Origin of the sequence: Lysinibacillus sp. FSL W8-0992, from assembly GCF_038008685.1 — a bacterium.
Lineage (GTDB): Bacteria > Bacillota > Bacilli > Bacillales_A > Planococcaceae > Lysinibacillus.
The window spans coordinates 3,974,519-3,993,541 of sequence record NZ_JBBOZQ010000001.1 but is presented as its reverse complement, the minus strand read 5'-3'; the positions used below and the strand labels follow the sequence as shown (position 1 = coordinate 3,993,541).

Sequence of the window (19,023 nt, the reverse complement as noted above, 5' to 3'; positions counted from 1 at the left end):
ATTGTGAAGAGTTACACTTAACGAATAGAGCGTTAGTTCAATAAGAAAAACGATCTTCCACAATCGGGCGCGATTGTTGAACAACATAGATATTACTTAATAAGACTTTCCTTTGCTGACATTTGTGTAGAGGAGAGTCTTTTATTTTTTGAATATAGGTTTGTGAAGTTTTTAATCAAACTTTATTCCAATGCCACAGATTATTCTGGTGGATATTTATACGTCTTGAGGTGAGTGTGATTTATCAATTTAACATCAGGCCCATAAGATATCTCATAGGTCATTCGGTCCTTCCCTAAAGGGATATACTGACCGCCATCTGTAGGTTCAATTTCAAATGTAATTTGCAATATAAAGCCACGAAAATCATTTACTCTTCTAGTTTCAATAACTTCAATTTTCCATGGAGTAACATGTGGTGAAACATCCTTAAAAATCTTCGGATAATAATAGCTATTCAAATCTTTTTCAATATAAGGAGTAAGCATGAGCATGAGCATATCCTCTAATCTAAGCTCGTTAGAATCTTGCATCGGTTCAGAAAATGAAACAGTTGTTGTTTGAAAAGATGTAATTAGTGCAAGGGATAGGAGTAAAACGAGTATTTTCTTTTTCATGTTCCTAAATACACCTCTTTAAGGTCTTTACATAATAAATTGTATTATTACCTTTATTGAATAAAGTATGTGAAGTAACTGAGGGCTATAGTTAAACAAGGAAAATGCTTATAATTTTCCACAATCAGGCGCGATTGTTGAAGATGAATTGAACCTTTTTCGGTAAAAAGGTCAGCTTATTAAAAAACATATTTTTCTAAAAATGGTATTTGTGTTAATATTAAAGATGGATTGTAGAGAAATGTAAGTAAAGTTAATTTAGTAAATTATTTCAATAGAAAAAGGGGATGTTGGAATATTTAAAGATCAGCTTATAAAATTTTGTAATCAGAATTTAATTAATTTAGAACTGATGCACAAAGGTTGCAGATCCTTCAGATTATTACTAACAGTGTTTTTAACTAATATAGAGCTAAGGGAGAAGATATATGACCTATAATGAAGTTGCTAAAATATACGAAGCTTATTTAAGTCCACTAGTTTCAGAGTTGTACGAGTTGGAAGGCTATGAAATAAGTTTAATTAATGCTCATGACGGAGGGCGGAATGTCGTTTATAACTGTGAGAAAGAAGGCGCTAGTGCAAAAATACTCAGAATCGCCTTTTTAAATGACAGGAGCCGAGAGGATTTGCTGGGGGAAGTTGAATATATTCAATATTTATTCGAGCATGGCGGTAATGTCTCGAAAGTGATTAGCTCTCGGAAGGGGAATCTGCTGGAAGAGATCACTCATAATAATCACACCTTTTTTGTCTGCCTGTTTGAAAAGGCTAGGGGAAAAATGCTTGTAGAAAATCATTATCAGTATCGCGAAGGAGTTCCAATTACGGAATACTATTATAACTGCGGCAAAGTTCTCGGGAAGCTGCACCAATTGTCGAAAGGCTATGCTCCTGTTCATCGCCGATATAGTTTCTTTGATAAATACAATGCCGAGTATATCGACAATCTGATACCGGATACGTTACCACTGCTTAAGGAGAAGATGGTTGAACTTCTTACAACATTAGAAGGGTTGGACAAGAACTCTGAGTCATACGGTATGGTACATTTTGATTATAATGATGGTAATTATATGATTGACTTTGATACCGGGCAAATCACTGTATTTGATTTCGATAACTCTTGTTTCTGTTGGTATATGTATGATTTGGCGAATGCATGGATGCTTGGATTGGGCTGGATACAATTCGAACCAGATGCGGGTAAACGAAAAGACTTTATGGATGATTATTTTAAAACAGTACTCGAGGGATACACATCTGAAACCAAAATTGAAGATTCGATGTTGAATAATCTGCCCTTATTTATCCAAATTACTGTTATGGAAAATATTATAGATGCTTTCGAGGTCATGCGGAACAGCGGTGAAGAGCTGGCGTGTGATGAAGAGTTGTCATATAGCATAAAATGCCTCGAAGAAGATATACCATATAAGGGATTTTTCCATGAAGTTTTCTCATGCGAAGAACCTTTCGAGTGTGAGGAACGAAATATTCAATCTTCAATACACTGATTTCCAAATGTGAGGACGGTATATCGTTATCTTCGGGTAATAAACATTCAGGTGCTTTAGTTTAATAAAGCAACAGTTGAAAAATGATATAAAAAAAGGGGCTCGATTCCACTAAATGGGAATCGAGCCTATTTCATATTTAACAGACCAGCACCAATATGTTGACTCATACACTACACACATAGGGAGGCTATCGAGTGGTTGGAGTTAGTGTCATTTAAAACTGTCAAAGATTTGATTTTTAAGAACTGTTCCAATATATAGTGCGATAGAGTATGCATTTGTCGGTGGTGGGAACATCATTGAATATGGAAGAGGTATTACAAAAGCAATCATCGAGGAATACCGAGAGGAAAACGATCTCCCAAAGGATTTGTTAGAAAAGCTTCTCTTATTTATAAAACTAAAAGAAACCCATTTTAGAATGAGAATTGAAAAAGATATTCTTTCCTAGACACAAACGGTTTATGGAAAAACTAATCTGAATCTTCCACAATTGGGCGCTTTCCTTGGATAAGGAAAGGGTCTTTCTTCATGAATAAGGTCAAATATAAATCCATATAACCCCATAATTATTTATCATGTTCAACCTGAATAGCATATTAAAGTTTTTCCAATTTCACTAGATACACTGTAATAATAATTACTTAAATTTCAAGTTTCTATATATTGTATTAAAATGAAATGAATAATTGCCTATTTAAAAACATGTTAGTTCCACTCAGCTACCACAAGACAGTAAAAATACATATTGGGTGGACCTTTTGAAATCAGTGCAGGAATGTAAAAATGTTAGCAAGGAGATGAATGGAGTGTTTAACGATTTTAAGATTACGGAAGGCCGTCCTGTATATATACAACTTAAGGAATATTTAAAAAGAATGATAACGAACGGGCATTTACTTGAGCACCAAAAGCTTCCATCCACTCGTGAACTCTGTTCTTTATTATCAATTAGCCGAAATACTGTTCTAACAGCTTATGCGGATCTGGAACAAGAAGGGCTTATCTATGCGGTAAAGGGAAAGGGAAACTTTGTCAGTCATGTTGAGATAATCAAATCCCCATCCATCCAGTTAAATTGGACTGAAAAAGTTAACGAGCAAACCTTTTTGGCGGATGAATTGGACCTAAAAAAGCAAGGTGTACGCTGGAATAAGGAAATTATTTCGTTTAATAGCATCGCACCCGATGAAAAGCTTTTTGATATAGAAAATTTCAAACGGGCTTTTTTAAATCGGATGTCCATTGAAGGAGATATTGTTCTTAACTATGGATATGCAAAGGGCTATAAACCACTTATCGAATACTTGCTTCGCTACATGGAAATTAAAGGAGTAGACACTCGAAATAAAGATATTTTAATTACCAATGGGTTCACGGAAGGTCTGGATCTCATTTTATCGTCTTTAAATAAAAAGAGCGGTCGTGTTATTTGTGAAAATCCAACCAATGACTCTGCTCTTAAGCTCTTTCGATTACATGGCTTCGAAATTGATGGAATCGAAATGGATAATGATGGTGTCAATATTAGTCAACTGGAAACAATGCTATCAAAAAAAGAATATGATTTTGCGTACTTAATTCCGTCCTACCATAATCCCACTGGAATCGTAACGTCTTCAAAAAAAAGGAAAGAAATCATGGATTTGTTTTCTGCATATCAGCTTCCTATCATTGAAAATGGATTTAATGAAGAATTACGTTATTCAGGGTCACATCTCGCATCATTGGCGTCCTTCGCCGGACAAGGTAATAATGTTATTTATATTAGCAGCTTCTCTAAAATTCTTTTTCCTGGTTTACGGATTGGCTGGATATTGGCAGATAAAGATTTAATTAATTACTTAGAAAGTATGAAAAGAGCTCGAACAATTCATACATCCACATTAGATCAAGCTGTGTTATATCAATATTTGATTGATGGATACTTTGAGAAGTATATAAAAAAAGCTAAATCTGTCTATAAGAAAAAGTATGAATTAACCGTTCATTATTGTAAGCAATTTATTCCTTTCAAACGAATAACTGGTGACGGAGGGCTTCACATTTTTATAGAACTTGAAGACCACATTGATTCACGAAAGCTTTTAGAAAAATGTTATCAAAGAGGCGTTGTTTTCATACCAGGAAATGTTTTTCATACGGACAGCAGTGGAAACCATACTTTACGATTAGGATTTTCTCGGTTGAATGAAAGAGAGATTATTCAGGGCATAAAAATCATTGGGGAAACGTTAAAAAATAATTATGGGGGGCTAGAAAAATGAGAGTTGGCGTAATTATGGGAGGAATTTCTTCTGAGAAACAAGTTTCGATTATGACAGGTGAAGAAATGATCGCACATTTAGATAAACATAAATATGAAATTGTACCGATTCACATAGAGAACAAAGAAGAATTAGTGGAAAAGGTAAACGATCTTGACATTGCACTACTGGCGCTGCATGGCAAATTCGGTGAGGATGGCACTATTCAAGGTACTCTTGAAACTATGGGAGTTCCATATACAGGGAGTAGCATCCTATCCAGCAGCTTATGTATGGATAAAAATATCTCAAAAAAAATCATCCGCTTTGAAGGCGTGCAAACACCGGATTGGATTCACCTTACGAACATGGAAGAACTTAAAATGGATGAACTAGACAAAATGGGTTTCCCGCTAGTTGTAAAACCTAATTCAGGCGGTTCAAGTGTGGGAGTAAAAATTGTTTATGATAAAGAAACACTAAAGCCAGCAATTGCAGAAGTATTCAAATGGGATTCCGAAGTGATAATTGAAAAGCTAATTATGGGAGAGGAAATTACATGTTCCATTTTGGATGGAAAGCTTTTACCGGTGATTTCGATTCGTCATCAGGGAGAATTTTTTGATTATACCTCCAAATATAATGATGTGGCTACGATTGAAGAGGTAGTTCAACTCCCTCCCGAAACACAGGCCCGTGTCTCTTTAGCTGCTATGACTTGCTATAATTCATTGAAATGTAGTGTTTACGCCCGAATCGACATGATGATTCAAAATGGTATCCCTTATGTGATGGAAGTTAATACATTACCAGGGATGACGAAAAATAGTTTGCTACCAAAAAGTGCACAAGGAGCGGGTATTCCTTATCATAAGCTACTTGACTTAATCATTGAACATTCACTTAAAGTGAGGAGAAAAGGTATTTAAAATGTGCTTAAGACGTACACAAAAGTAATGTACTAATAAATTTTGAGCAACGCACACGTTGAAGGTGCTTGTTCATAGCCGACTGTTATGTTCACTAAATGCGCAATAAAGAAAACAACTTGGTATGTTTTACTACCAAGCTCAGACTGTAGACAAACTCGAAGATTTTCGAGTTTGTCTACAGTCCTTTTTTATTTAAAATTAATATTGAAGTGATGTCTCCTGCCGTTGATTTTCGCTACGAACGGGCGCTTTCCGCGGGCACACCGTAAGCCCAACCCTCGCTAACGCGCGGTCTGTTGCGTCTTACGTACTGTGCGTTCTCGCAGGAGTCGCCCGTCCTCCGGTCCAATCAACTTAATATGTAATGCTCACAGTCTACTATAAAATATGGTATTTTAGAGTAAATGCTATAATTTGGTTATCAATGGCAAAGAAGGTATTGTGATAGCCAATCAAAAAATGAGGGGGATTTAAAATTGATAATGATTACAGAAAAAGTTGAAGGAAAACGATATCAACATCTTATCGAGTTTTTAGCAACAAGATGTAACCATTTTGCATTCGTAGAGAATAGACAATTAATGGATGATGAACAATTGAGACTAGCCTTTATTGATAAATTAATAGCAGAAATTAAAGACCAAAAAATCGAAAGAAAAATTCAAAGAAAGTGGGAGACAACAGTGCTGGGTGAAGGTACAGCATATGTTTATTATTTTCATTTAAATAACGTTACCACACAATTTCTAAAGCAACGTAGCGACTCACTTTTTGGGTGGATTACACCGGAATTACCAGAGGATTTAATGTTTTATCAAGATGATCAATGTCTACTAGCAGTATGTTCGCACGAAGGTTTTTTTAGGGTTGATGAAAAAATATGGGATAGTTTCTTATTGAACTAACACGGAAGAAGCATATTAGTTCAATAAAAATAAGTTGGGTTTTAATAATAAATAGCCGTTTTTGTATTGAATTTCGATTTAAAATAGTATAAGATTTACAAAATTACATATAAAAAGCTATGAAAAGAAGAGTAAACATGCGTACTATCTACAGAGACCTCTGGAAGCTGAAAAAGAGGGATAGGAAATGTGTTGAAACAAGCCTTGGAGCTGTGCATTGGATTTGTTTAGGAACAATGATGATGCAACGTCTTCTCACGTTAACGAGATAGAGTATCGCTGGTGACTTATTCACACAGCTGTACTTGATAAGGCTTCTGCAGCAATGTAGAAATGAACTGGGGTGGCACCGCGATATGACTCGCCCCCAAGATAAAAATCTTGGGGGTGAGTTTTTTTATTTTGTTTAACAACAAATAAAATAGGAGTGGTGATGATGTCCAGATGGAAATATCCTTTAATACTATTAGGGGGAATAGGTATTTCAAATGTCGGTGCTTGGGTTTACCTAATCGCACTGAATTTAATTCTATTGAATGAAACAGGTTCCCCACTTGCAATTGCTTTTTTATATATACTCGGCCCCATTGCAACGATTTGTTCGAATGCTTGGGCAGGAAGCTTAATTGATCGGGTTAATACAAGGCTTCTAATGATGGGTTTAGATATTTTCAGAGCAATCTGTATTGCGTTAATACCTTTTTTACCTTCATTTATTTACGTGTATGTACTAGCGTTTATCATTAATATGGGAAGTGCTATTTTTCAACCTACCTCTATGGTTTACATGACGAAACTAATACCAGAAAAAGATCGGCAACGTTTTAATGCACTACGTAGTTTTATCAACTCTTGTGGTTCACTAATAGGCCCTGCCATTGCTGGGATTTTATTTTGGATGGGTACCCCATATACCGCCATCCATATCAATGCAGTCGCTTTATTTTTTTCAGCACTAATTATAATGATGCTACCTAATGTTGAAACAAAACTCAAAGAAACAGAAGTGCAAAGATTTACGTGGGATTTGATAAAAAATGATTTTCGGGTTGTTATTAATTTCAGTAAGGGCGATACCTATATCACAAAGATATATTTATTATTTAGTGGTACTACGATATTCATGACTGCAATAGATTCTCTCGAGGCAGCCTTTGCTAAAGGTGTACTTTTAATATCAGACACCAATTATGGGTTTTTATTAAGTATTTTTGGAGCTGGCATAATAATTGGATCAATTATTAATTCAGTATTTTCGAAACAACTGGCAGTTAATCTATTAATAGGTATTGGTACCATCTTTACATCAATAGGTTATCTCGTACTTTATAGTTCGAACGGCTTTTTTAGTGCAGCACCTAGTGTTTTTTTAATAGGATTTGCTGTAACGTTTGCCAATACAGGATATTTGACGTTCTACCAAAATCATGTTCCTGTAGGGATGATGGGAAGATTCGGAAGTATCTTTAGTGTTATAGAAGCAGGTTTCATTGTTGCTTTAACAGTTTTAATAGGTTTAGCTGCTGAATTAACGTCAATCCGTCCTATAGGGTTAATAGGCTCGATCGCCTTTTTCTTATTAGGGTTAATAGCATTGAAGGCTGTAACAGCAGCAAAACGGCAGGAGTATTTTAAAAAAGAAGTTTCTTCTTTAAACAGTTAACAATAGGAGGCGGTAAAATGAAATACATTGAATCAGAAAAGGTTACGAAAGAGGAAAAAGAACATATTTTTCAACAGTTATTAAAATACAATCTTGAGAACATTGAAGATAAATTAGTAAAAGATATTGGTCTATTTGTAGAGGATGAAGAAGGAAATAGAGTTGCAGGTTTAATTGGTGAGACACATGGAAATTGGTTAGAAGTAGAGTATTTATGGGTAAGTGAAGAACTGCGAGGTCAGCATATTGGTACTGAATTGATGAGGAAAGTTGAGAAGATTGCTATTAATAGAGGATGCAAATACGCCTTCCTCAATACGTTTAGTTTTCAAGCACCTGATTTTTACGTCAAGCTAGGCTATAAAGAAGAATTTGTACTTCATGATTATCCGCTAACGGGTAAAAGATATTATTACACAAAAAATCTTTAAGATTCAATCGTTGCAACAATAATTGCTCGTGCAAAAATGGGGGTGTTAATTGAAAAAGTACATAGTTGCATTTACATCGAAATGCGTGGTGTAAAAAGTTGACCGCCAGAAGATTGAAATATTAAAATTTCTGCTATTATAAAAACACCCTACCTATATTTGAATATGCCGATGATTAACCTGGTATTTCAATATAAAGGAAGGGTGTAGGCATATTGGGGCTATTTCATTTTCTTTAGAGATGAATAGTAGTTTTAATTCCACTATTCATTTTTTTAAAAAGCAAGATGGCAAGAAGTAAAGCGATGCTTACAGCACCCAAACCAACCCAATTCAAAGTTAAAATAGAGGTACGACTGATGACAAGCCCACCTAATCCAGATCCAAGCGCAAAGCCAAATTGAATAAAGGACGTATTTACGCTTAGGGCAATGTCCGGATTTCGAGGCACTAGAGTGACTAGAAAAAGCTGTTGGGCAGGGGAAATACTCCATGTTGCTAACATAAAAATCATTAAAACGAAGATCAAGACAATGAGATTGACTCCAGCTATAGCGAATACAATAAGCGTTAGTCCCTGTAAAAGCAATCCGAGACAAATTGTGAATCTCGATCCTTTTGCATCTGCCAATTGCCCGCCCACTCTTGATCCGATGAAGCTGCAGATTCCTGCCAGGAATAGAATGCCACTAATTTCAGTTATGGAAAGAGTAGATGTGGCTTGCAGGAAAGGCGTAATATAAGTAAATAGTGTAGCGTATCCACCAATATAAAATAAAGTAATAGCCAAGGCAGTTAAAATTTTTGAATCTTTTAAAATGGAAAGCTGCATCCTTAGGGTAACAGCTTCTTCCTCTTTGATTACCGGAACCTTTTTATAGATAAAAAGCAATGGAAGAATGGTTAAAAAACCAATCAAAACAAATAAAACTCTCCAACCAAAAATTTCGCTAAAAAATGTGCCGATTGGAACACCTAGCACGAGTGAGCTGCTTAGACCCATCAAAATAATACCAATAGTACGGCCTCTTTTTTCTTTTTCCACTAGTCGAGTAGCTACTGCCATGGCTACCACTGTAGCGATTCCTCCGCTAACCCCTTGAATTATTCGTATCAATAATGCTGTTTCATAAGAAGGGCTTATAAACATTAGTCCATTGCTAGCAATGAACACACTTAGAGTAACTAAGAGCAACTTTTTGCGGTCCACATTTATCGTCAGAGCGATTAAAATTGGAGCGACAATGGCTGCTGCGAGAGCAAATACAGTCACCAATAACCCAGCTTCAGAAATAGATACTCCAAAGTCTACGGCGGTCATTTCAATTACTCCTGTAATAATGTATTCAACAGTTCCGATGAGAAAAACAGCAAGTGCTAGCACATAGATGATCAGATTTTTTTTCAGCGCAACCACTCCTCCTCTAGTTTTCTATTTGCAATTGGAATTTGTATTTCAAGTAATAGTGCTTCTGTTGTAGATAATGGTAAATATATTTCCCTACCAAGTTCGTTTTCCTAAATCTGATAGTTATTTTTCACAATCCATTTTGCTAAAGCAACACAGGCTGTACAAGCAAAGTTCCAATCTGATCATAATAGTGAATGTTTTTAAGAATACTTTACTTAGCCTAGTAAACTTACTGGTTTTTTAAAAATATCACTCTCAATCTATAACATAATGGAAGTAGACAGCTTCCCATGCAAGGGAAAATCAAGTGTTTGAAGATGTTATTCAAGTAGTAACATTTTTAGGTTTTTATCTATAAATACGGAATCTGGATCATGCTGTCCAATTCCTGCGCAATGCCCCCACTTCGATTCAATCGGGAGAAAGTGGGCATTTGGCATTTGTTGTACCTCATATTTGTTGTCCTGGGGGGGAAAGAAAAGATCTGTACTTCCTGGCATGACCAACGCCCGTGCTGTAATTTTACTTAAAGCAAGTTCAAAATCGCCGTCATATGCTGGATTTGCACAAATATTGCCAGTCATTCCGGTACGTAACATGGTGATCAGGTCATTGGCATCAAAGGTCAAAAACACTTGATCCCAGTAGTCTACAAGGTATTCCTCGAGTGTTTGGTAGCCTTCTTGCTGATAAAGCTGTTCCAAATAATAAGCCTGCGAGAAGCCCCAAGCTGCATAGACTCGCCCCATGGCTGCCAATCCTGCTGTAGGTTGCTGTGTGTAAAAGCCATTCTTCCAGTTAGAATCAGCCTGAAGGGCAGCAATCATTCCTTCAAATACAACCTTTGCATGTGGTCGGGTCATGGCAGTACCACCGAATGGAGCGATTCGTTCGATCATATCGGGATAACTTGCTCCCCATTGAAAGGTCTGCACAGCACCTAGTGACCAGCCAACAACGAGTGCAATTTTTGTAATACCAAACTTTTGAGTAACCAATTGATGCTGTAGTCGCACGTTATCATAAATCGAAATTAGTGGAAAATTCGCTTGATGATAAGGTGGTGGAGTATTGCTTGGTGAAGAGGATAATCCATTACCAAGCATATTCGGTATGATGATGAAATACTTTTCTGGATCCAGTGCCTTGCCAGTTCCGATTAGCCATTCATTATCGGTATGTAGACCTGCAAACCAGGTAGGATAAACAATTACATTATTTTTTTCTGCATTTAGTGTTCCGTATGTTTTGTAGGCGAGAATGGCATTTGGCAGAGTGTCACCAGATTGCAACAGAACATCACCTAGTTCGTAAAGTTCATAATCTTTCATGTAAAAAACTCCTTTTCATAGTTAAAGATGGATTGCCTTTCTTGTGATAACTGTACGATGGTGCTATTGTTAAGTCAAAGAAACGTTTTTGAATAGAACGTTCATTATTTTTGAACTAAGGGGTGGTAGGTAAGATGGAATTACGCCAACTAAAGACCTTTTATACGCTTGCTTCCACACTCAATTTTAGCCGCGCTGCAGAAGTGCAAAACTATGTCCCCTCAACGGTTACGATGCAGATGAAGGCATTGGAGGAAGAACTAGGTGTCAAGCTAGTGGACAGACTAGGTAAAAAAGTGATTCTGACAGATGCAGGGAGACGTTTTCTCGGCTATGTAGCAGACATATTGAGTGAACTTGAAGAAGCGCAGCATGCCGTTAAGCAATCTGGCGAGGTGACGGGTACTGTGATCATCAGTGCGGATGAAACATTGTGCGCGTATCGGCTTCCAGCAGTACTACGCCGCTTTCGCTTACGCTATCCAGGAATTCGACTTATGTTTCGGCCGCTTGCTCATTCGAACCTTAAACAGAGCTTGCGGGAAGGGGACGCGGATATTATTTTTATGCTGGATGAGGACAAGGGTGAAATAGGATTTTGCGGAGAAAAAATGCTGGATGAGCCCTTTTATTTATTGGCATCACCTGATCATCCTTTGGCTGCACGTACTGAGTTAGTTATTGGTGATTTTAATGGTGAGACCTTTTTGTTGACGGAGAAGGGATGCTCCTATCGCACGTTTTTTGAACGAAGTCTTTCGCAAAAAGGCATGGGTGGAATTACCGAATTAGAATTTAACAGCGCCGAGGCGATTAAACAATGTGCGATAATAGGAATGGGCATTGCCATATTGCCTGAAATGGCCGTGACAGCAGAAATAAGTAGGGGAGAATTGGTCCCGTTGCCGTGGGATTTGACAGCCACATCATTTGCAACCCAAATGTTTTGGCATGAAGAGAAATGGATTTCGCCTGCCATCGAAGCTTTTTTGAACTCGGCTAGAGATACTCTTTTGAATAATTGACGTTATAAAATTTTATTTTTATAAAGAATTTAATATTAGTTTCGGTGAACAATATCATAAGTAAGTGCGGTTTTTAAAAACAGAGGAAAAACGACAAATGTAAATACTAAAATTCAAAATTTAATTAAAACAAATTTGTATCAAGAATAATTTAAAAGGTTGATTACATTGATGAAAAACGGAAAAAAATCAAATTATTTAGCGAAAATTTCTTTAGGCGTTATGGGTGCAGGTTTTCTTATAACGATTCCTTTTCAAGAGACCTTTATGGGTCGATTATTGCAAGGTGGATTTGAAGCAGGACTAGTTGGTGGACTGGCAGATTGGTTTGCTGTTACAGCTCTTTTTCGACATCCTCTGGGTATCCCCATTCCACATACGGCATTGCTTCCAAAAAACCGAGATAGAATGATTAAAGCTCTTATATCTATGCTTGAAAAAGATTGGCTGACTAAAGAAAGTATTATAGAGAAAATCAAACAAATTCAATTTGCAGATAAACTCCTACAAATTGCTGAGAAAGAATTGTCAGCAGCAAATTTGAAAAGAAGAATTAGTTCGATTCTTAAGGAGATAATCAGCTTTGCAAATTTAGAAAAAATAGCTCCGTCTATTGAAAAAGAGGTAAAGGAATATCTTCACGCTTTAAAAGTAGAAAAAATTCTTCAATCTACGATTACCCTAGCACTAAACGAAAAATTAGATGAAAAAACTTTGAACTATAGCTTGACTGAAATCGAAAAGTGGATATCAAAAGAAGAGACAAAGCAAAAAATAGGAGTAATAGCCAAACAATTACTTGATAATATCGAAGCAGAGGGTTTTTTAAAGTTGGCTATTAGTTCTTTTCGCAATTTAGTAAATGAGGAAAAGTTAGGGAATATGCTTCAACCATTTATTCTTAAAAGAATCACTCTTTTACAAAGAGAGGATAACCCATATAGGCATTTGATTCTTTCCCGAATTCGCGAAGAGTTAGAAGGCTTACCTGATAAGGAAGAATTAATGGTTGAAATTAATAATTGGAAGAATACACAAGTAAACAATTGGAGCTCGATAGATCAAATTACTGAGATTTTAAAGCAACTACAGAAAAAGTTGATAGTTCTAGCTGAAGATGAAGAATTTATTGAAAGGTATATCATTTCATTTATTCGAAGCTTTATAAATAACATACTAGAAACACCTAAGAAAATGGAAAGTATTGAAAATTGGATTCAAAATCAAATTATATATTATCTTGATAAGAACCATTCAAAAATAGGCGTTCTTGTGAAAGAAAATCTGGAAAAATTGGATAACGAAACACTTATTAATATGATGGAAAATAACATTGGTAAGGATCTACAATGGATACGAGTGAATGGAGCTGTATGCGGATTTTTCATAGGCATTATCTTAACGATTTTGAAAACTATTTTATAAGATAAATTAGTAAGGATCTCTCAGGAATACGTTACTGAATACTTAAGTAACATTTCATTTTATTCTTCAACTAACTGAGTGCGATTGTTCAATTTAGAGCAATCGCTTCTTGTGTTAACGAGGCAAGTTAGCTGAAAAGGGAAAATGGAGAAATGTAAATAGAAGAGTTGTTATAAGTTGGTCTTTAAATAATAAAAAATATTGAGTCAATTACAGATGAGTTGCAGAATGTTTTTCATTTGCAAATATAAAGTGAATTCAAACTTCAATTTGAGTTTGCAAAAGAGTTCTTTCGAGATTTTGGACTTGAGGTGAAGAGGGATGGAAAATCGAGGAGAGTTGATGGAATATGCAGTTGGGCTTAATGACGCTAAAGTATTAATTAAAATGAAGTTCGATTCTTTTTTACTTTCTATTTTTATGTATGTGAAGAACTATACTTATACTAACAAGGGCTTTACTTGTAGAACATTGAGTTGCATATGCAGCTCTTTTTTATTATTGAACTAGCGGGGCAAAACACTTTAATAATTTATGATAAAATTTATTGAGGAGGGGAGAAGAAAATTGACTAAAAAGAAAAAAGTACTATTTCGAATTTCATTAGGTTTGAACATTTTCCTTATCGCAATAATAGCTTGGGGAATAATAAAGATGAACTTTGTTAAAGAGCAAGTTCTCGTTACGGAAGTACAACATAATTTAGTAGAACTTGAAGGTTTAATAGATAATCAGATTCAAGATAATTGGTCAAATCCCAATTTGGTTACAACGGAATTAGGAGATGTATTGAATGGTATTTGGCTAGGTATGAATACTGGAAAACAATTAGGAATGCTCTCTAATAGTGACAATTACATTCTTGAACACTTATATTCTACATTAAAACAATATCCTAATGATAAATTATATAGTTTTGCTGAGTTAACTGAAGAGGATAAAAAGAATTTTGAAGAGTTGCGAGAAACACTTCGTGACGTAGGATTAGGATTAAATATGACGATACGCGCAGATATGGATACCTTTATAAATCAAGCAGAAGAATTAAATAAAAAGATTAAATACCCATTAAATTAACGCTTATTTTGAAAGTATCGACGTATTTATGGAAGAGGGATTATTATTTTAATTTTATTCGGTCTCTTAATTGCATTTATAACTATTATTTTATTTTTAATTTTATGTACTAACATAATAATTGCCTTCATTAAAAAGAAACCTTTTCCTAAAAAAATGCTGTTGGCAACGCTATCTGGGATTGCTTTAGTTTCGTCCATTTATCTATATGAAACATATTTTTTTACATTTAGTGAAATAGACAGAGAATTCGTCCAAAAGGGGCCCGGACCTGTTATATCCCCTACAGAAAAGTATACTGCTAATGCTTATTACGAGCCATTTGGTGGTGCAGCAGGTGGTGTTAATGTATGGGTGGAAATTACAAATAATATTGAGAATGATAAAGTACAAATTATTTATTATAGTGATGCAAAAAGTAATTTTGCTATGAAGTGGCTCGATACAGATACCCTGTACATTCTTAATGATGAACCTAATTTTCCGAATTCAAATAGAAGTATCGAATTAAAAGTTGAAAAAGAAATTTATCATGAAAATGGGTTGGCTTGTAAAAGCTTGTTAATGAAAGATGATTATGAGACTTGCTATCAAGACTAATTTTTCTTATTCCACCAATAGGGTCCCAAAGCCATAATATAGTAGTAAAAAGGGAAGAAGCGGAAAATATCGCTTTCTTCCCTTTTTCATTTCTTTATTTATTAGCTAATTGGGACGCTAATTGCTGGGCTTCTTTTACAGCATTTTTCAAAAGTTCTTCCCGATTTATTATAGAGGATCCTTGAACACGCATAATTTTATAATCTTCTATGCCCATAAAATTAAACATAGATTTCAAATATTTATGGGAGTACTCTACTTCTGTATACCAATCGTTATTAGTATAAATAGAACCACTTCCTTGGATAATAACCATACTCCGACCGTCATTTAACAATCCAACTGAACCGTTTTCAGTATATTTAAATGTTTCTCGAGCAATCAAAATATTATCCATATAATCTTTCAATTTTGAAGGTACATTGAAGTTGTGCAATGGATAAGCAATGATATATTTATTGGCACTTTTAAATTGTTGGACTAACTCATTCATACGTGTGATAGCATTTAATTGTTCATCAGTTAGCTCCTCTTTGTTTGCTTGTTTATTCCAAGCGTCGAAAATAGTTTTATCCAACTGAGGAATATAATCGTCATATAAATTTATTTGCTCAATGATTTCTTCATTAGAATTTTCTTCTCTATAAAAGTTCATAAAATTACGTAAGGCATTTAAACTAACGGAAGTTATAGAATCGAATTCAGGATGTGCATTGATGACCAAAAGTTTACTCAAAGTTGTTTTCCTCCTAAAATTTCCTATACAATATTGATTGTAGATAATAATAATCGTGGATAATATTTATCCGTAATTAATATATAGCTTTTTTCTTTTTCCGTCAATGATGTGGACTTATTGTTTTTTTCTATGTGAAATATTAAAATATCTTCTTATAGGAGTAGGTGAATAAATATGAAATATAGTGTAATGGTGGAATATGCTTTACACAGTTTGGTGTATTTGATCGATATACCTTCTGATGAAACGATTGGAATTAAAGATTTAGCAGAATTTCAAGGGTTATCAGAAACCTATTTATCGAAAGTTTTCAGTAAGTTATCAAAGGCTGGCATTGTAATCTCTGTTCCAGGGGTGAATGGGGGTTATAAACTAGCAAAGGAAGCAAGTAATATATCTTTTTGGGATGTAATTAGGGCAGTTGAAGGTATCAAACCAATTTTTCAATGTAAAAATATTTTAAAAAATAATGTGATGTATCAAGACGATGAGAAATGCCAATCATGTACAACTAACTCTACTTGTACGATTAACATGGTTATGTTAGAAGCAGAAAATCAAATGCGTGTGTTTCTTCAAAAAAAGACACTTGATTGGTTGAATCAGGAGCTCGATTCAGTGTTATCAGAAAAAATGAGAGAAGATTCTAGAAAATATTTTATTAAGAGAGGTACTAGTTGATATTTTGAATTAAGGCGCATTTTATTGGTCTCTTTAGTACTAAGGATGTACTTAAGTGCATTAGTTAAACGTGGTTCCTTTAATTAATCATAAAAGTTTAATGAAACTTATTAATCAATTATTATTCTAAAGCTATTGTGCAAAAAAACTCAAATAGTGTTGACACTTAGAAAATATTTGAATATAATTGTCCTAATTTTATAAGCAAACATTCACGAGTTCGTGAGTGGCGGAATTTTGTAGAGTTTTAGCTCTGTTTCATTCGCTCGTCGTCTATTTATAGACGACGAGATTTTTTATTTTTTGGAGGGATTTTTTTTGGAAAAATTGAAGTTTTCTTTAGTGGTTTTATTAGGTGCCTGTAGCTATGGGGTCCTATCTTCCATTCTAAAAGTTGGATTTTCAAACGGATTTACCTTTCCTGAACTTTTAGGTGGACAGTATGTATTTGGCTGGTTTGGACTATTATTACTCGTTATTTGTTTTTCACGTCATAAAGTATCTTTAAAAAATATATTATCACTGTTAGCAGTTGGGATAACAATGAGTTTAACAAGTATTTTTTACGGGCTATCTGTAAAAGAACTACCTGCATCTATTGCTATTGTGTTGTTATTTCAATTCACATGGATGGGTGTTCTAATTGAAGCAATTGCTAATAAAACTGTTCCAAGTCGTGAAAAGGTCATTTCGATTATTATCTTATTTGTAGGAACGTTGTTTGCTGGAGGGGTATTTGAAGGATTAGGGCAGCAATTATCTATTAAAGGAATAATATTTGGGTTACTAGCAGCTATAACCTTTTCTCTCTATATATTTGCAAGTGGACGTGTTTCCACCGAAGTACCAATCTATTCAAAAAGCTTTCTAATGACAACGAGTGCAACACTATTTGTTTGCTTAGTTTTCCCCCCGACTTACTTGATTGATGGTACACTGCAGGCTGGATTATGGAAATATGCATTAATACTAGGCTTCTTTGGTGTCGTAATACCAGTCATTTGTTTTTCCACTGGTATACCAAAAGTCGGGACAGGCCTTGGAACAATTTTAGGAGCTGTCGAACTACCAACGGCGGTTATCGCGTCTATTACTCTTGTTCATGAAGTCGTTTCTCCTTTGCAATGGCTTGGAATTGTTTGTATTTTATTAGGTATTTTTATACCACAAGTGTTAGAAGTACGAAAAGAAAAGAGGCTAACCCGTCTTTATGAAACTACAGAGATTTAAAGTGATGTCTACGAAACAAGCTTAACTTGCTAAAATAGACTTGTCTTAAAAGAATCTATTGTACTCAAACTTTTTCAAAATGTAAGGAGCCTTAATAATATGGATGCAAAGTATATTGAATTCAAGGAATTTGGCTGTCCTAAAGAAGTGTTAACAATTGAATATAAAACGATGGAACGACCTAAAGATAATGAAGTTCTTGTAAGAATGTTGGTTCGACCTATTAATCCTTCTGATTTAATTCCAATTAGAGGATCGTATGCCCATCGTATTTCATTACCTAACATTCCTGGTTATGAAGGAGTTGGGATTGTAGAAGATGTAGGTCCTTTTGTTTCGAAAAATCTTATTGGTAAACGAGTATTACCTTTACGAGGGGAAGGTACATGGCAAGAGATTGTAAAGACTTCGGCAGAATTTGTCGTTCCTATACCTGATTCTATTGATGATTTTACAGCTGCCCAAATGTATATCAATCCAGTTACTGCGTGGGTGGTTTGTTCGGAAGTTTTAAAGTTAAAACCAAATGATGTTTTATTAGTGAATGCATGTGGTTCTGCTATTGGACATGTTATTGCGCAATTTGCTAATATTTTGGGTTTTCAATTGATTGCAGTGACAAGAAATAATGACTATACAGAGGAACTACTTCAACTTGGAGCTTCTGCTGTAATTGATACCTCAAAAAGTGCTCTAATTGAAACCGTTATGGAATTAACAAACGGAATGGGGGCAGATGCTGCAATCGATTCTATTGGAGGTACAGATGGCAATGAATTAGCTTTCAGTGTCCACCCTAATGGTCAATTTTTAACTATTGGTCTTTTATCTGGGATACAAGTAAATTGGGCAGCTATTGTCAATCAAGCAAAAGTGAATGCGAATATATTTCATTTACGGCATTGGAATAAAAATGTCTCAACAAGTAAATGGCAAGAAACTTTTAATCATTTGATAAAGCTAATAGAAGGAAAAAAATTAAGTTTAAAAATGGTCGATTCGAAGTATGACTTGTCGGAATTTAACAAGGCGATTGACGCAGTTGAATCTACTAAAAGAACGAATGGAAAAGTATTTTTAACAAGCTACTGATATTTTTATTCAATCAGCTGGGCACTATCTTATAAAAAAACTGAGTTGCATGTGCAGCTCTTTTTTTAGATTAATGAATGTTTGACTGGGGCTTTACT

17 protein-coding genes, 1 pseudogene and 1 other annotated feature are annotated in these 19,023 nt (G+C 35.0%); of the genes and pseudogenes, 14 read left to right on the top strand and 4 right to left on the bottom strand.

Annotated elements, in window-relative coordinates; genetic code table 11:
- Positions 1–200 precede the first annotated feature (200 nt).
- Complete coding sequence (locus NSQ74_RS20080) at positions 201–617, bottom strand: DUF3888 domain-containing protein (RefSeq protein ID WP_340825660.1); 417 nt, start codon at positions 615–617, stop codon at positions 201–203.
- A 428-nt stretch (positions 618–1,045) separates the two neighbouring features.
- On the opposite strand from NSQ74_RS20080, the gene NSQ74_RS20075 reads away from it, so the two are divergent.
- From NSQ74_RS20075 to NSQ74_RS20045, 7 genes and pseudogenes are all read left to right on the top strand, one after another.
- Positions 1,046–2,134, top strand: coding sequence for a phosphotransferase enzyme family protein (locus NSQ74_RS20075; RefSeq protein ID WP_340825659.1), 1,089 nt, complete (start codon positions 1,046–1,048; stop codon positions 2,132–2,134).
- A 250-nt stretch (positions 2,135–2,384) separates the two neighbouring features.
- Positions 2,385–2,588 (top strand): annotated as a pseudogene (locus NSQ74_RS20070) (protein kinase); the annotation flags it as partial.
- A gap of 358 nt (positions 2,589–2,946) precedes the next feature.
- Complete coding sequence (gene pdxR / locus NSQ74_RS20065; RefSeq protein WP_340826519.1) at positions 2,947–4,404, top strand: MocR-like pyridoxine biosynthesis transcription factor PdxR; 1,458 nt, start codon at positions 2,947–2,949, stop codon at positions 4,402–4,404.
- Positions 4,401–5,312, top strand: a complete 912-nt coding sequence (locus tag NSQ74_RS20060; RefSeq protein ID WP_340825657.1) for a D-alanine--D-alanine ligase — start codon at positions 4,401–4,403, stop codon at positions 5,310–5,312. Before pdxR ends, NSQ74_RS20060 begins: the two co-directional genes overlap by 4 nt.
- Before the next feature lie 485 nt (positions 5,313–5,797).
- Positions 5,798–6,220 (top strand): stage III sporulation protein AH, encoded by a 423-nt coding sequence (locus tag NSQ74_RS20055; RefSeq protein ID WP_340826517.1) that lies wholly within the window; start codon positions 5,798–5,800, stop codon positions 6,218–6,220.
- Positions 6,221–6,330: 110 nt separating this feature from the next.
- Positions 6,331–6,592, top strand: a binding site (T-box leader).
- Positions 6,593–6,656: 64 nt separating this feature from the next.
- Positions 6,657–7,883, top strand: coding sequence for an MFS transporter (locus NSQ74_RS20050; protein WP_340825656.1), 1,227 nt, complete (start codon positions 6,657–6,659; stop codon positions 7,881–7,883).
- Between the two features lie 17 nt (positions 7,884–7,900).
- On the top strand, positions 7,901–8,314 hold the full coding sequence (locus tag NSQ74_RS20045) for a GNAT family N-acetyltransferase (protein WP_340825655.1): 414 nt from the start codon (positions 7,901–7,903) through the stop codon (positions 8,312–8,314).
- A 235-nt stretch (positions 8,315–8,549) separates the two neighbouring features.
- On the opposite strand, the gene NSQ74_RS20040 is transcribed toward NSQ74_RS20045, so the two are convergent.
- Both NSQ74_RS20040 and NSQ74_RS20035 read right to left on the bottom strand, forming a co-directional pair.
- A complete protein-coding gene (locus NSQ74_RS20040; protein WP_340826515.1) occupies positions 8,550–9,722 on the bottom strand; it encodes an MFS transporter in 1,173 nt (390 codons plus the stop codon).
- 323 nt (positions 9,723–10,045) lie between these two features.
- On the bottom strand, positions 10,046–11,056 hold the full coding sequence (locus NSQ74_RS20035) for an alpha/beta fold hydrolase (protein ID WP_340825654.1): 1,011 nt from the start codon (positions 11,054–11,056) through the stop codon (positions 10,046–10,048).
- 134 nt (positions 11,057–11,190) lie between these two features.
- Here NSQ74_RS20035 and NSQ74_RS20030 point away from each other — a divergent pair, with 134 nt between their 5' ends.
- From NSQ74_RS20030 to NSQ74_RS20015, 4 genes are all read left to right on the top strand, one after another.
- Positions 11,191–12,081 carry a LysR family transcriptional regulator gene (locus NSQ74_RS20030; protein ID WP_340825653.1) on the top strand — a complete coding sequence of 297 codons (891 nt, stop codon included), beginning with the start codon at positions 11,191–11,193 and terminating at the stop codon, positions 12,079–12,081.
- A 171-nt stretch (positions 12,082–12,252) separates the two neighbouring features.
- Positions 12,253–13,506 (top strand): DUF445 domain-containing protein, encoded by a 1,254-nt coding sequence (locus NSQ74_RS20025; protein WP_340825652.1) that lies wholly within the window; start codon positions 12,253–12,255, stop codon positions 13,504–13,506.
- 567 nt (positions 13,507–14,073) lie between these two features.
- Positions 14,074–14,583, top strand: coding sequence for a hypothetical protein (locus tag NSQ74_RS20020; RefSeq protein WP_340825651.1), 510 nt, complete (start codon positions 14,074–14,076; stop codon positions 14,581–14,583).
- Positions 14,584–14,745: 162 nt separating this feature from the next.
- Positions 14,746–15,183 carry a DUF5412 family protein gene (locus NSQ74_RS20015; protein WP_340825650.1) on the top strand — a complete coding sequence of 146 codons (438 nt, stop codon included), beginning with the start codon at positions 14,746–14,748 and terminating at the stop codon, positions 15,181–15,183.
- 94 nt (positions 15,184–15,277) lie between these two features.
- Here NSQ74_RS20015 and NSQ74_RS20010 read toward each other — a convergent pair whose 3' ends face one another.
- A complete protein-coding gene (locus tag NSQ74_RS20010) occupies positions 15,278–15,919 on the bottom strand; it encodes an FMN-dependent NADH-azoreductase (protein ID WP_340825649.1) in 642 nt (213 codons plus the stop codon).
- A 177-nt stretch (positions 15,920–16,096) separates the two neighbouring features.
- On the opposite strand from NSQ74_RS20010, the gene NSQ74_RS20005 reads away from it, so the two are divergent.
- The 3 genes from NSQ74_RS20005 to NSQ74_RS19995 all read left to right on the top strand — a co-directional run bounded on the left by NSQ74_RS20005 (position 16,097) and on the right by NSQ74_RS19995 (position 18,925).
- A complete protein-coding gene (locus NSQ74_RS20005; RefSeq protein WP_340825648.1) occupies positions 16,097–16,603 on the top strand; it encodes an RrF2 family transcriptional regulator in 507 nt (168 codons plus the stop codon).
- A 318-nt stretch (positions 16,604–16,921) separates the two neighbouring features.
- Entirely contained in the window at positions 16,922–17,833 is a 912-nt protein-coding gene (locus tag NSQ74_RS20000; RefSeq protein WP_340825646.1) for an EamA family transporter, read from the top strand.
- Positions 17,834–17,932: 99 nt separating this feature from the next.
- Complete coding sequence (locus NSQ74_RS19995) at positions 17,933–18,925, top strand: zinc-dependent alcohol dehydrogenase family protein (protein WP_340825645.1); 993 nt, start codon at positions 17,933–17,935, stop codon at positions 18,923–18,925.
- The last annotated feature ends 98 nt before the right edge of the window (positions 18,926–19,023 follow it).